This is a genomic window from Streptomyces ochraceiscleroticus (assembly GCF_000720485.1).
Taxonomy (GTDB): Bacteria; Actinomycetota; Actinomycetes; order Streptomycetales; family Streptomycetaceae; genus Streptomyces; species Streptomyces ochraceiscleroticus.
The window spans coordinates 106,474-118,783 of the sequence record NZ_JOAX01000016.1; the positions used below are offsets into that span (position 1 = coordinate 106,474).

Consider the following 12,310-nt stretch of genomic DNA (forward strand, 5'->3'; position numbering starts at 1 on the left):
CGCCTGGGGCCCGCGGCCGGCCAGTCGGTTGCGCGCCGCAGTGGGTGCGGCGCGGGTATTGGCGCCCGGCTGTTCTGGACAGAGGTCACGATCAGCCTCTTCCTACGACTGGCCCATTCGGACTCGACTACTTTCTCCCGTTATACACCTTTTACAGGGGTCTCAAGCATGAGCCTCAAGTTTTTCTCGTTCTGCTCCGTCGAGTCCCACCCGCTGGTGCAAAGCGGCTGGTCAGCGCGGTGCCGCTACGAGCGGTAGAACCCACACCACGACCAGAAGGTCCCGAAGGGGATCACCCAGCCGACGGCCGACCGGGGCGGCCCGGAAGGGCTGACGGCCGTGCTGGACGCGCTGCTCGACCGGTTCGGCCAGCGCCCCCTCGCGCCCTGGCGGTGGCGGTTGCGTCCCGGGTGCAGTCCGGTGAAAACCGCGCGCACAGCAGTACGGGCCCCTCAGTCGACCAGGGTGAGCACCGGGCCGAGGCCGTTCGGGCGGTCGGTGGCCGGGAGATGGTCGACGGGGAAGTAGCCGCAGCCGAGGGCCTGCGCGCCGCCGTCCGCGCGCTGGTCGTCGCCGACCATCAGGACGTCCTGCGGGGGCAGCCCCAGCTCGCGGCAGGCCAGTTCGAAGATCCGCGGGTCCGGCTTCTGGATGCCGTGCTCGAAGGACAGGGCATACGTGCTGATCAGCGGGTCCAGGCCGTGTTCCCGCAGCACGGGGCGCAGGTCCCAGCCGATGTTGCTGACCACGCCGGTCGCCACGCCGCGGTCGCGCAGCGCGCCCAGTACCTCGGTGGCGTCCGGATACGGCGCCCACGCGGCCGGCGACTTGTGGCGGACGTACAGCGCGTCGTACAACTCCTCGCTGGGGAGCGGTACTTGGCGGGCGAGCGAGGTGTACAGCTCGCGGTGGTGCTCGGCCGTGCGGTCCCGGATCCGCCACAGCTCCTCCAGGCCGGCGGGCAGCCGCTCGGGCGAGGAGCCGCCGGGCAGCGCGCCGGCGCGGTCCAACTCCCGTGCCGCGTGGTCGAATTCGGCCTCGGTCATGGTGGTCCCGGTCGCGTCGAGCGCCGCGCGCAGCCAGGTGGCGACCGGCTCGATCCGCAGCAGCGTCCCGGAGAAGTCGAAGAGCACGCCCTTGTACGCCATGGTCACCATCCTGTCCTGTACGGCGGTGCGGGCCAAGGGCATGCGGGGGAGGGGCGGGCGTGGCGGCCGGGGCCAGGGGCACTCATTCGGCGTTGGGTGGCGTGGAGGCCGGGCCCGCGGGCTTTCCGGCCTCCGGCGGTGCGGTGGCCGGGCCGGAGGGCTTCTCGGCGTCGGGCGGCGTGGTGGCCGCGGCCGAGGCGAGGCGGGTGTAGAGGCCGGCCGCGGCGGCCACCAGCGCCGCGCCCAGCAGCCAGCCGGCCAGTACGTCGGAGAGCCAGTGCACGCCGAGATAGAGGCGGGTGCAGCCGACGCCGAGCACGGACACCACGGCCAGGGTGGCCACCACCCGGCGCCACACCACGGGCGCGCCGCGCTCGGCCAGTACCCACAGCGCCAGCCCGCCCGCGACCGTGGCGGTCATCGCGTGGCCCGAGGGGAACGAGGCGTAGTGCGCGGAGTCGACCGGGTCCGGCCAGACCGGGCGCGGCCGGTCCAGCAGCGCCTTGAGGCCCTGCTGGAGCAGCGTGCCGACGACGGACGTGGCCGCCACCCACGCGGCGAGCACGCGCACCCCGCGCCACACCAGCCACCCCACGAACACCACCAGCACCGCACGCATCGTCCAGGGGTCCCAGGCCCAGTCGGTGAGGATGCGGTTCGCCTCGGTCCAGTCCGGCGACGCGCGCGCCATCCGGTGCAGGTCCCCGGCGACGGTCCGGTCCGTGTGCACCAGTGGTGGCCAGCGGACGGCCACGAGGAGACCGAGCGCCACGGCCGCGACGGCGAGCCACCCCGCCGTGCACAGCGCCCGCGCGCCTGCCGTGGTGCCGGGCGGCGTGGCCGTCCCGGGTGCGCTGCCGGTGCCGGAGGAGGACGGAGTACCCATGCCTTGATCCTGGCCGAACGACCCCGGCCCCGGCCACCTCGCAGCCACGCCCATGTCGCGCGCCGGACCGGCCGCGTGGGGACCGCGCCGCCGTCAGGCGAGGGCGCTCAGCCCCGGTACGAAGGTGATCAGCAGGGGGACGACCGGTACCAGCGCGGCCACGGCGGTCATGCCGAGCCGGCGGACCGGCGTGAGGCGGGCGGCCGGGGCGAGCAGCCGGTCGACCCGCGCCGGAACCTGCGCGCACTGCGCCGGGCAGGGGCCGAAGACCCCGCGGTCCTCGTTCAGTTCCACCAGCGCCAGGGCGGTCGTCAGCCGCCCGAAGCGGCGCGACGCCATGTCGTCGGCGCACAGTTCGACGAGCCGGTGCACCTGGTCCTGGAATGCCGCGAAGACCGGCACCTGCGGAAACCCCACGGCCAGCGCCGTCGCGCAGTGCAGCAGCAGATGGTGGCGCGCCCGGGCGTGGCCCTTCTCGTGCGCGATCACCGCGTCGAGCTGATCCCCGTTCAGCCGGCGCAGCGCGGCCGTGGTGACGACGAGCTGGGGCGACAGGCCGGGCAGCCACCACGCCTCGGCGCGGTCGCCCTCCAGTACCAAGAGCGAATCGTCGGTCCGCTCCTCGCCGGGCAGCAGCGGAGAGCGCAGCGCCACGTCGGCGCGGCGCTGCTTGCGGCGCGCCCGAGAACTCCGTACCTCCCGCGTCAGCACGACGGCGGTCCACGCGCCACCGCACGCGAGGAGGACGGCCAGCGGGGCCGCCCAGAAGCCGTAGGCGCCGAGCGCGTACGCCTCGATGACGTCGTGCGGGGCCAGCGCGAAGACGTTGCCCCGTACCGCCTCCCAGGCCGCTGCGGCGCTCAGGGACATGGCCAGCACACAACACAGCAACACACCGGCGACCACGCACTGCCAGACCCACAGGGCGAGCACCGGCTCGCGGTCGGGCCAGTCGGCGCGGGCCATCAGGCGCGGCGCCATTGCCGCCGCCAGCGCGCCGAGGAGGATCAGCGCGAAGGGGACCATCATGGCCGTCACCTTATGGCGGGAGGCTACTGAGAGGTACGGTCTTGCCACGGAAGTGACGCATGACACCGACGGACGAGGTGTGGGGCGCTCAGAAGCGCTCCCCACCCATGTCCGGACGCCGGCTCCTCGGCTTCCTGGTTCTCACACCGTCAGCAGCATCGTGAACATGCCGACGCTCATCGCCGTGCGGCAGGCGCTCAGCAACTCGGGCCGCGGCACGGCGGGCAGGCCGCCGGCGGGGACCACGGCGGGGGCCGGTATCAGGCGTATGCCGGATGCGACGGCGTGCACCGCGAAGTACGCGAGCAGCAGGCCCGTCAGTACGGGTATCCCGCCCGCGCCGCCGTGCCCCGCATGGCCCGCGGGCCCGGCACCGGCCTGCGCCGTCGTCATCACCAGCGCCATGTACACCATGGCGAGCGAGCCCACCGCGTGATGCCGGTGGCGCGCCGCGAGGGCCCACAGGCCGGTCGCGCCGAAGACCGCCACGAAGGCCCACGCCGACCAGCCGGGCATCGGCACGACGGCGGCCGGCAGCGCCATCGCCGCCATGCCCAGCGCCATCAGCCCCTCGCCGCGGGCCTGCCCGCGGCGGGCCGGGTCCCGCTCCGCCCCCGCGCGCGAGCGCATGAGGCAGTACGCGCTCGCCGCTGAGCACAGCGTGACCAGCAGCCAGCCGACCATCGTCGGTCCGTGCACGGCGGACCTCCCCGGTGCTCCGACGCGAAACGATCTCTTCCGCTCGCAGGATGCCCGCCGGGGCCCCGCTTCACGGGAGCGCACAGGCGCACTAGGGAGCGCGTGTGCGATTACCGCGCGATACCGTCCGATTCCCGTGCGGCGGCCTCTCGGATCCGCCTCTCAGATCCCCGGCCGGTACCGCAGCGGATGGTCCGCCGGGACCTCCGTGAGGACGATCCGGTGGCCGTCCGGGTCGGCGATCCACATCTCGATCAGCCCCCACGGCTCCTTGACCGGCGGCCGCAGGATCTCCACGCCGTGCGCCGCCAGTTCCTCGTGCGCCGCCGCCGCGTCCGCGACCTGGAGCCAGAGCTGGAGCGTCGCGGTGGGCGGCTGCTCGGAGCGGCCCGAGACCTCCAGGAAGCCGCCGCCCAGGAAGTACACGACGCCGCGCTCGGGCCCCGTGCCGAACTCCCGGTACACCGGGAGGCCCAGTGCCTTTCCGTAGAACTCCCGCGACCGCTCGGGATCGGCCGGCCGCACCAGAACTCTGCTGCTCAGTACCTGCACCATGCCATGGACCCTACGGGCTGCCCGGCTTCCGGAACACCGCGACGTGCGGCCCCGCGCCCTTGTTAGCCTCGTGCTCGCCGGCCCCGCCCGCCCGAGAGGACCCCCGCCCGCCATGGCCACCACGCCCGAGCTGACCTTCCGCGCCGCCACCGACGCCGACGTCCCCGCGCTCGTCGAGCTCATCGAGTCGGCGTACCGGGGGGACGTCAGCCGCGCGGGCTGGACCACGGAGGCGGACCTGCTGGCGGGGCAGCGCACGGACCCCGAAGGCGTCGCCGCGGTGGTCGCCGCCGAGGGCAGCCGGCTCGTGGTGGCCGAGCGGGACGGCGAGCCGGTCGCCTGCTGCCAGCTCGAACACCGCGGTGAGCACGCCTACTTCGGCATGTTCGCGGTGCGCCCCACGCTGCAGGGCGGCGGCCTGGGCAAGGTGATCATCGCCGAGGCCGAGCGCACCGTACGCGCCGAGTGGGGCGCCCGCGAGATGCACATGACGGTGATCCGGCAGCGCGCCGAGCTGATCGCCTGGTACGAGCGCCGCGGCTACGCGCGCACCGGCCGGATGACGCCCTTCCCGTACGGCGACGAGCGCTTCGGCATCCCGCAGCGCGACGACCTGGAATTCGAGCTGCTGGTCAAGAAGCTGGCCTGAAGCCGACCGGCCTGAAAAACCGGGTGCTCGGTACGGGGCCCAGCGCGGCGGCTACGCCGTGAACCGCGTCGCCCGGCGGATCTCGGGGAAGTCGGTGACCACGCCGTCCAGGCCCATCCCGCGGGCGATCCGGAGCTGGTCGTGGGTGTTCACGGTCCAGGCGAGCACCCGCAGGTCGGCCGCGTGCGCGCGTTCGACCAGCTCCAGGGTGAGCCGGCGGATGTTCAGCGAGAGGTACTCCGCTCCCACGGTGCGCGCCCGGTCCACCACGTCCGCGCCGTACCGGCTCGCCACCAGGCCCGTGCGGACGCCCGGCAGCAGCGTGCGGACGGCCGCCAGCGCGTCGTCGTGGAAGGAGATCACGTCGACCCGGTCGACGAGGTCGCGCTCGCGCAGCACGTCGGCCAGCGCGCGGGCCGCCGCCACGTCCTTGATCTCGGCCTGCAGCGGCGCCCGCACCGCCTCGACGACCTCTTCGAAGACCGGGATGCGCTCGCCCTTGCCCGCGTCCATCTCGCGCAGCGCGGCGAGGGTGTGGTCGGCGATCGGCCCGTGTCCGTCGGTCGTGCGGTCCACCTCCGCGTCGTGCATGACGACGAGCGCGCCGTCCTTGCTGAGGTGCAGGTCCAGCTCGATGAGGTCGAGCCCTTCGTGTTCGGCGCGGCGGAAGGAACGCAGGGTGTTCTCCGGCTCCACACCCATGACCCCGCGGTGTCCGATGGTCAGGAAGGACAAGGCTGCCTCGCTTCTGTGGCTGTCGGCTGTGGCTGGCGTTGCGGCACCGGCCACCGGCTGTGGCACGGCTGCCGGAAACGGCGGCCAGCCTAACGGGCCACGCTGACCACGAAGGGAACGCCGGATGTCGTCGCGGCGTGCCCTGTGCGGGCGCTCGCGACCCGTGCGGGGCACGGGTACCCGAATCCGCTCACCCGTGCGTGGGCGCGTCCTGCGCGTGCTGACGGCCGCCCAGCCGCTCCAGGTCGGCGAGCATCGCCTCGGCCAGCTCCAGCTCCGCCAGGTGCTGCCGTTCGCTCCAGCCCAGCGCGACGCGCGGGAAGTCCCACTCCGGCTCCGCGCCGGCGTCGGCCAGCGCCTCCCGTACCTCCCGCAGCCCGGCCCGGGTGCGCTCCCGGTGCCGCTCCACGAGGGCGCGCAGCGTGTCCGGTACGGCGAGGTGTCCCAGCCAGACGCGCAGCAGGAGCGGGTGCTTGAGGACCGCCGGGCCGCAGTCCTGTGTGCCGTCCGCCCAGGCGGCCAGCGCGGCGCGCCCGTCCTCGGTGATCGTGTAGCGGCGCTTGGCCCGTGGCTCGTCCGGGCCCGAGCGCCGCGAGGTGACCAGGCCCAGCTCCTCCAGGCGGCGCAGCTCGGCGTAGATCTGGCTGATGGCCGGTGACCAGTAGAAGAAGCGGAGCGAGGCGTCGGCCCACTTCTTGAGGTCGTAGCCGGTGCGGCCGTCACGGAAGGAGAGCAGCCCGAGCACGGCCCAGGCGGTGACGGGGAGTCGCGGGTACGTGATGGCCCCCTGGCGGCGGTACGGCGTGCTTGCCCGGCCATCTTCGGGGCGCGGCAGGGGAGCGCGGTCACGGTGCCCGAACATCTCGCGATCCGGGACGTTCCTGATCGGTCGGTGATCGTACGAACGCCGGCTGGTGACCGGATTCGGTCGGTCACCGTAGGTACGCCACTCGTATGGCCGGTGCGGCAGAAAACGCCGATTCCCGCTACGTCCGCAGGAAAAACATCTTCGTTGATGGGGGTTGAGCAGGATGATTTACGTTGATCCCTCTTGAGGGACGGGGGCCTGCCGGTTACGGTGTACCCACCGAACGATCTCCTGCCGGAGGGCAGTCATGACGGAAATTCTTTCGCCTGTGAGTGTCCAGGCGGGCACCTCGACCGCAGAGCGCGTGGTCGAGCACGCGGCCTGGCCCGTACTGAAGGACGCCATCGAGGCCATCAGGCCCTGGCAGTCCGCGGACGGCTCCATCGACCTGGACGCCGAGGGCGCGCCCGACGCCGCCACGGTCCGGGGCGCGGTGGACCGCGCGATATCCGCGGTCGAGGCGCTCTCCCCGCTGCTGCCGCACGACGCCGCGTACCACCGCACGCTCGTCGCCGACCTGCGCCGCTGGGCCGACGGCGGCTTCGCCGTGCCGGACTTCCTGGACTCGCTGCTCGCCTTCCAGCCGGCCCGGGACCGCGCGGACGGCCTGCAGCACCTGGTCGTCTTCCCGATGTACACGCAGAACGGGAACCCGGACCGCAACTTCGAAGCGGTCGTGCTGCGCATGGTCTGGCCCGAGTGGCTCGCGGAGCTGGAGCGCACCCGCTACGACAACCCGCTGTTCTGCGGCATCACCTTCGAGGACTTCACCGCCGGCTACGACACGAACTCCGCGGTGCTCTTCCCCGAGACCATCGCCGTGCGCGAGGCCCCCGAGCGCTTCAGCTGGGGCGGCATCTTCTGCGACCGCGAGGCCGCGCGCTTCCGCCGGGTCAGCGAGGCCGCCGTGGACGTCCTCGGCATCGACCTCCCGGACGACGTGCGCGCGATGCTCGCCGACCAGGACCGCTGCCAGCAGGCGTTCGTCCTGTGGGACATGGTGCACGACCGTACGCACAGCCACGGTGACCTGCCCTTCGACCCGTTCATGATCAAGCAGCGGCAGCCGTTCTGGATGTACGGCCTGGAGGAGCTGCGCTGCGACCTCACCGCCTTCAAGGAGGCCGTGAAGCTGGAGGCGGAGGGCCTGCCGCAGGCCAGGGATGTCCAGTACGCCGTGATCTTCGACCGGATGTTCCGCTTCCCGGTCACCGGCGACCGCGTGAAGAACTACGACGGCCTCGGCGGCCAGCTCCTCTTCGCGTACCTGCACCAGCACGACGTCGTGCGCTGGACGGACAACACCCTGCACATCGACTGGGAGCGGGCCCCGCTGGTCACCCAGCAGCTCTGCGGCGAGATCGAGAAGCTCTACCGCGACGGTATCGACCGGCCCAAGCTGGTCCACTGGTTCGCCGCGTACGACCTGGTCTCCAGCTACCTCGCGCCGCACCCCGGCTCGGTCTGGGCCAAGGGCCCTGACGCCCTGGACCTGAGCCTCCCGCCGCGGAAACTCGTCGACGAGGTGCTTCCGGACGAATTCCCGTTGAGCATGTTCTATGAGGCCCTGCGCAAGAAGCTCCGTGATGTCATCGCCTCCACGAAGGGCATCACGGCCGGCGACGAGGCAGGGGCGGCGGCGTGAGCGCGGACGAGGAGCAGCGGGAGGCCGAGATGACTACTACGACCGGTAACCAGGGCGCACTGGAGGGCGCGGTCGTCGCGGTGGCCGGCGCGGCGGGCCCGGCGGGCCGGGCGGCGCTGCTGCGGCTGGCCGAGGCGGGTGCCACGGTGATCGCCTCGGACGCGGACGCCGCACGGCTGGCCGAGGCGGTGGACGCCGCGCGGTACGCCCACGGCGGCGCGACCGTCATCGGCGACACCGTCGACCTCCTGGACCTGAACGCCACCCGGGAGTGGGCGGACCGCACGGAGAAGGAATTCGGCCGGATCGACGGCCTGGTGCACCTCGTGGGCGGCTGGCGCGGCTCCGCGTCCTTCGCGGAGACCGACCTCGCCGACTGGGACCTGCTGGAGAAGCTGCTGATCCGCACCGTCCAGCACACCTCGCTCGCCTTCGAGGGCCCGCTGAAGCGCAGCGGCAACGGCCGCTACCTGCTCATCAGCGCCGCGGGCGCGAGCAAGCCGACGGCCGGGAACGCCGCCTACGCCGCCTCCAAGGCCGCCGCCGAAGCCTGGACCCTCGCGCTGGGTGATGCCTTCCGCAAGGCCGGGGGTGACGGCGGTCCGCTCGCGGCGGCTGCCATCCTGGTGGTCAAGGCGCTCGTCAACGACCAGATGCGCGCCGAGCGACCGAACGCGAAATTCGCGGGCTTCACGGACGTTGCCGAGCTGGCAGAGGCCGTCGTCGGCGTCTGGAACCGGCCCGCCCAGGAAGTGAATGGACAGCGTCTGTGGCTGACCCCCAAGCCGTGAGTGCCGGCAAGACCGACGCGCGGCGCCACCACGACCCCTCGGTACGCGGCTTCGCCAGCGACAACTACGCCGGCACGCACCCCGAGATCCTCGAGGCGCTCGCCCTCGCCAACGGCGGTCACCAGATCGCCTACGGCGGGGACGAGTACACCGAGAATCTCCAGCGCGTCATCCGCAGCCACTTCGGGCAGACCGCCGAGGCGTTCCCCGTCTTCAACGGCACCGGCGCCAACGTCGTCGCCCTCCAGGCCGTGACCGACCGCTGGGGCGCGGTGATCTGCGCCGAGTCCGCGCACATCAACGTCGACGAATGCGGGGCGCCGGAGCGGGTCGGCGGCCTGAAGCTGCTGACCGTCCCCACCCCGGACGGCAAGCTCACCCCCGAGCTCATCGACCGTGAGGCGTACGGCTGGGACGACGAGCACCGGGCCATGCCGCAGGCCGTCTCGATCACGCAGAACACCGAACTCGGCACGGTCTACACCCCCGAGGAGATCCGGGCCATCTGCGAGCACGCCCACGAGCGCGGCATGGTCGTGCATCTCGACGGCTCCCGGATAGCCAACGCCTCGGCGTCGCTGGACGTTCCCATGCGGGCGTTCACCAACGCGGTGGGCGTGGACATCCTGTCGCTGGGCGGCACGAAGAACGGCGCGATCTTCGGCGAGGCCGTGGTCGTCATCAACCCCGACGCCGTGCGCGCCATGAAGCACCTGCGGAAGCTGTCGATGCAGCTCGCCTCGAAGATGCGCTTCGTGTCCGTGCAGCTCGAAGCGCTGCTGGCCAAGGACCTGTGGCTGCGCAACGCCCGGCACGCCAACACGATGGCGCAGCGGCTGGCCGCCGGGGTGCGCGCGGTCGAGGGCGTGGAGATCCTGTACCCGGTCCAGGCCAATGCCGTCTTCGCGCGGCTGCCGCACGACGTGAGCGAGCGTCTGATGAAGCGGTACCGCTTCTACTTCTGGGACGAGGCGGCCGGCGACGTCCGGTGGATGTGCTCCTTCGACACCACCGTGGAGGACGTGGACGGCTTTGTGGCCGCGCTCCGCGAGGAGATGGGCAGGCCGTAACGCCGGCACAGGATACGCGATACGCGGTTCAGTAGCTTGTACTTTTCGGTGCAGCTTGCTGAACCGCGTGCGTGCGTGCTGGAATGCCCGCCATGAGCATCTCCGTCACCGTCTCCGATGATGTCCGGGCGCTGGCGCCCGGCTTCGCCCACCTCGTCGTCGAGGCCCGCGACCTGGTCAACGGGCCCAGCGACGAGGCCAGTTCGGCACTGCTGGACGAGGCGGCGGCCCGGCTCGCCGCGCGGCTGGGCGGCCAGCCTCCGCAGGGCGAACCGCACATCGCCGCCTGGCGCGCCGCGTACACCGCCTTCGGCGCCAAGCCCTCGCGCACCCGCAACTCCGCCGAGGCGCTGGCCCGGCGCGCCCTGGCCGGCGGCGGCCTGCCCCGTGTCAACCGCCTCGTCGACGTCTACAACGCGATCAGCGTCGCGCACGTCGTCCCGGTCGGCGGCGAGGACCTGGCGCGCATCGAGGGCGGGATGCGCCTGGTACGCGCCACCGGCGACGAGCCCTTTGAGACGGCGGCCGACGGCGAGCCCGTGACCGAGCACCCCGAGCCGGGTGAGGTCGTCTGGCAGGACGGCATCGGTGTCACCTGCCGCCGCTGGAACTGGCGCCAGGGCGTCCGCACCCGCCTCACCGAGGACTCCACCAGCGCGCTGTTCCTGCTGGAGCGGATGGCGCCGATGACGCTGGACGCGCTGGAGGAGGCGGGCGCGGAACTGGTCGAACTGCTGGAGAAGTTCTCCCCGGGCGCGCGCATCGAACTGGGCGAGATCCGCCGCTGAGGCGCGCGCCGGAGGGTCAGCCCGCCGTCCGCGGTGCCGGTGCCGTGCCGCCCAGGTGCGCCGGTACCCACCAGGTGTCGTCCGGTCCCTTGGGGCGTACGGGGTAGGCGCGCTGGGCCGCCTCCAGCAGGTCCTGCACCCGGAGGCGCAGCCGGTCGGTGATCTTGTCGGTCTGCTCCTCGGCGGGCGCCTCGATCGGCTCGCCGACCCGGATGGTGATCGGGAAGTGGTTCCGCCCCAGGTCGCGCTTGTGGCCCTTGGTCCACAGTCGCTGGGTGCCCCACAGCGCCATCGGGAGTAGCGGCACGCCGGCCTCCTGGGCCAGCCGGGCCGCACCGGACTTGAAGGTCTTCAGCGTGAAGGACTCGGAGATGGTGGCCTCGGGGAAGACCCCGATGATCTCGCCGCCGCGCAGCGCGCTCAGCGCGTGGCGGTAGGCGTGCACGCCCTGCGAGCGGTCCACGGGGATGTGCTTCATCGCGCGCATCAGAGGCCCGGACACCTTGTGCCGGAAGACCGAGTCCTTGGCCATGAAGCGCACCAGCCGCTTCGCGGGCAGCGCGGCCAGGCCGCAGAAGATGAAGTCCAGGTACCCGATGTGGTTGCTCACCAGCACCGCGCCCCCGCGCCGCGGGATGTTCTCCGTCCCCGCGATGTCGAACTTCAGGTCCAGTGCTTTGAACGCCGTGCGGGCGAAACCGATGACGGGCGGATAAACGAGCTCTGCCATGGTCGGGGGGTCCCCTTCTGTGCCTGGGGAGGGGCTCTCCCGGCGGGAAGTTACGCAGCCGTAGCTTTGCGGCTTTCGGGAGATCGTGCCCGAAGAAGGGCGCAGCGGCTACCGCCGGGCCCCTTCGGGCCGGGAGATCCTCGTCACGTCCACGTGCGGTCGTTCCCTTCCGCGTACCCCGGCAACCGCTGATCAACCAGGCTCCCGACGCAGACGGTACACCGGCCGGGAATCATCGCCGGCGCGCCTACACTGACACCGAGGGATGTACAGAAGGCACCTCCAGAGGTACGGACAACGGCGCGGCGACGGAAGGCCGAAGGTGGCAGGGCAGGCAGGACAGCAGGGGACGGAGCGGCTGACCGCGGAGCGGATCGGCGCCGGACTGGGGGAGCGGGCCACGCTCGTACAGTTCTCCAGCGCCTTCTGCCAGCCGTGCCGGGCCACCCGCCGCACTCTGGAGGACGTCGCGGGCATGGTGCCCGGCGTGACGCACGTCGAGGTCGACGCCGAAGCCCATCTCGACCTCGTACGGGAGCTGCGCATCGTGCGGACCCCGACCGTCCTCGTCCTGGACGCGGCAGGCACGGTCGTGCGCCGCGCCTCCGGCCAGCCCCGCAAGGCGGACGTCATCGCGGCGCTGGGTGCCGCGGTCGGCACCTGAAGCCGTGCGCGCGACCCGTACACGCTGCGTGATTGTGGTCGCACCTGCCCGTG

The 12,310-nt window shown here is 72.4% G+C and carries 14 protein-coding genes; 6 read left to right on the plus strand and 8 right to left on the minus strand.

What is annotated here, in order from left to right:
- Nucleotides 1-452: 452 nt before the first annotated feature.
- The 5 genes from IG84_RS0120855 to IG84_RS0120875 form a co-directional block, all read right to left on the minus strand.
- Entirely contained in the window at nt 453-1,148 is a 696-nt protein-coding gene (locus IG84_RS0120855) for an HAD family hydrolase (protein ID WP_031059315.1), read from the minus strand.
- Between the two features lie 82 nt (nt 1,149-1,230).
- Complete coding sequence (locus IG84_RS0120860) at nt 1,231-2,034, minus strand: phosphatase PAP2 family protein (protein ID WP_063761824.1); 804 nt, start codon at nt 2,032-2,034, stop codon at nt 1,231-1,233.
- A 93-nt stretch (nt 2,035-2,127) separates the two neighbouring features.
- Nucleotides 2,128-3,063, minus strand: coding sequence for a M56 family metallopeptidase (locus IG84_RS0120865; protein ID WP_031059318.1), 936 nt, complete (start codon nt 3,061-3,063; stop codon nt 2,128-2,130).
- A gap of 141 nt (nt 3,064-3,204) precedes the next feature.
- The gene (locus IG84_RS0120870; RefSeq protein WP_031059320.1) at nt 3,205-3,762 is read right to left on the minus strand and encodes a DUF5134 domain-containing protein; all 558 of its coding nucleotides are present in this window, start codon (nt 3,760-3,762) and stop codon (nt 3,205-3,207) included.
- 162 nt (nt 3,763-3,924) lie between these two features.
- A complete protein-coding gene (locus tag IG84_RS0120875; RefSeq protein WP_031059322.1) occupies nt 3,925-4,317 on the minus strand; it encodes a VOC family protein in 393 nt (130 codons plus the stop codon).
- Nucleotides 4,318-4,429: 112 nt separating this feature from the next.
- On the opposite strand from IG84_RS0120875, the gene IG84_RS0120880 reads away from it, so the two are divergent.
- On the plus strand, nt 4,430-4,966 hold the full coding sequence (locus IG84_RS0120880; protein WP_031059323.1) for a GNAT family N-acetyltransferase: 537 nt from the start codon (nt 4,430-4,432) through the stop codon (nt 4,964-4,966).
- 51 nt (nt 4,967-5,017) lie between these two features.
- Here the strand turns inward: IG84_RS0120880 and IG84_RS0120885 are convergent, their stop codons facing one another.
- Both IG84_RS0120885 and IG84_RS0120890 read right to left on the minus strand, forming a co-directional pair.
- The gene (locus IG84_RS0120885) at nt 5,018-5,701 is read right to left on the minus strand and encodes a glycerophosphodiester phosphodiesterase (protein ID WP_031059325.1); all 684 of its coding nucleotides are present in this window, start codon (nt 5,699-5,701) and stop codon (nt 5,018-5,020) included.
- Nucleotides 5,702-5,891: 190 nt separating this feature from the next.
- Nucleotides 5,892-6,446 (minus strand): helix-turn-helix transcriptional regulator, encoded by a 555-nt coding sequence (locus IG84_RS0120890; RefSeq protein WP_031059327.1) that lies wholly within the window; start codon nt 6,444-6,446, stop codon nt 5,892-5,894.
- 370 nt (nt 6,447-6,816) lie between these two features.
- On the opposite strand from IG84_RS0120890, the gene IG84_RS0120895 reads away from it, so the two are divergent.
- From IG84_RS0120895 to IG84_RS0120910, 4 genes are all read left to right on the plus strand, one after another.
- Entirely contained in the window at nt 6,817-8,214 is a 1,398-nt protein-coding gene (locus IG84_RS0120895; protein ID WP_031059330.1) for a DUF6421 family protein, read from the plus strand.
- Nucleotides 8,215-8,243: 29 nt separating this feature from the next.
- Complete coding sequence (locus IG84_RS0120900; RefSeq protein ID WP_031059332.1) at nt 8,244-9,005, plus strand: SDR family NAD(P)-dependent oxidoreductase; 762 nt, start codon at nt 8,244-8,246, stop codon at nt 9,003-9,005.
- On the plus strand, nt 9,002-10,075 hold the full coding sequence (locus IG84_RS0120905) for a threonine aldolase family protein (protein ID WP_031059334.1): 1,074 nt from the start codon (nt 9,002-9,004) through the stop codon (nt 10,073-10,075). Before IG84_RS0120900 ends, IG84_RS0120905 begins: the two co-directional genes overlap by 4 nt.
- A 92-nt stretch (nt 10,076-10,167) precedes the next feature.
- On the plus strand, nt 10,168-10,863 hold the full coding sequence (locus IG84_RS0120910) for a B3/B4 domain-containing protein (protein WP_031059335.1): 696 nt from the start codon (nt 10,168-10,170) through the stop codon (nt 10,861-10,863).
- A gap of 16 nt (nt 10,864-10,879) precedes the next feature.
- Here the strand turns inward: IG84_RS0120910 and IG84_RS0120915 are convergent, their stop codons facing one another.
- The gene (locus IG84_RS0120915; RefSeq protein ID WP_031059336.1) at nt 10,880-11,593 is read right to left on the minus strand and encodes a lysophospholipid acyltransferase family protein; all 714 of its coding nucleotides are present in this window, start codon (nt 11,591-11,593) and stop codon (nt 10,880-10,882) included.
- A 265-nt stretch (nt 11,594-11,858) separates the two neighbouring features.
- Between IG84_RS0120915 and IG84_RS0120920 the strand changes: the two genes are divergently transcribed.
- On the plus strand, nt 11,859-12,257 hold the full coding sequence (locus IG84_RS0120920; protein WP_078649119.1) for a thioredoxin family protein: 399 nt from the start codon (nt 11,859-11,861) through the stop codon (nt 12,255-12,257).
- The last annotated feature ends 53 nt before the right edge of the window (nt 12,258-12,310 follow it).

What these genes read in the sequence shown, in the direction of transcription:
- IG84_RS0120855 (WP_031059315.1), bottom strand. Translation starts at nt 1,148, where the DNA reads ATGGCGTACAAGGGCGTGCTCTTCGACTTCTCCGGGACGCTGCTGCGG.
- IG84_RS0120860 (WP_063761824.1), bottom strand. Translation starts at nt 2,034, where the DNA reads ATGGGTACTCCGTCCTCCTCCGGCACCGGCAGCGCACCCGGGACGGCC.
- IG84_RS0120865 (WP_031059318.1), bottom strand. Translation starts at nt 3,063, where the DNA reads ATGATGGTCCCCTTCGCGCTGATCCTCCTCGGCGCGCTGGCGGCGGCA.
- IG84_RS0120875 (WP_031059322.1), bottom strand. Translation starts at nt 4,317, where the DNA reads ATGGTGCAGGTACTGAGCAGCAGAGTTCTGGTGCGGCCGGCCGATCCC.
- IG84_RS0120880 (WP_031059323.1), top strand. Translation starts at nt 4,430, where the DNA reads ATGGCCACCACGCCCGAGCTGACCTTCCGCGCCGCCACCGACGCCGAC.
- IG84_RS0120895 (WP_031059330.1), top strand. Translation starts at nt 6,817, where the DNA reads ATGACGGAAATTCTTTCGCCTGTGAGTGTCCAGGCGGGCACCTCGACC.
- IG84_RS0120900 (WP_031059332.1), top strand. Translation starts at nt 8,244, where the DNA reads ATGACTACTACGACCGGTAACCAGGGCGCACTGGAGGGCGCGGTCGTC.
- IG84_RS0120910 (WP_031059335.1), top strand. Translation starts at nt 10,168, where the DNA reads ATGAGCATCTCCGTCACCGTCTCCGATGATGTCCGGGCGCTGGCGCCC.
- IG84_RS0120915 (WP_031059336.1), bottom strand. Translation starts at nt 11,593, where the DNA reads ATGGCAGAGCTCGTTTATCCGCCCGTCATCGGTTTCGCCCGCACGGCG.
- IG84_RS0120920 (WP_078649119.1), top strand. Translation starts at nt 11,859, where the DNA reads ATGTACAGAAGGCACCTCCAGAGGTACGGACAACGGCGCGGCGACGGA.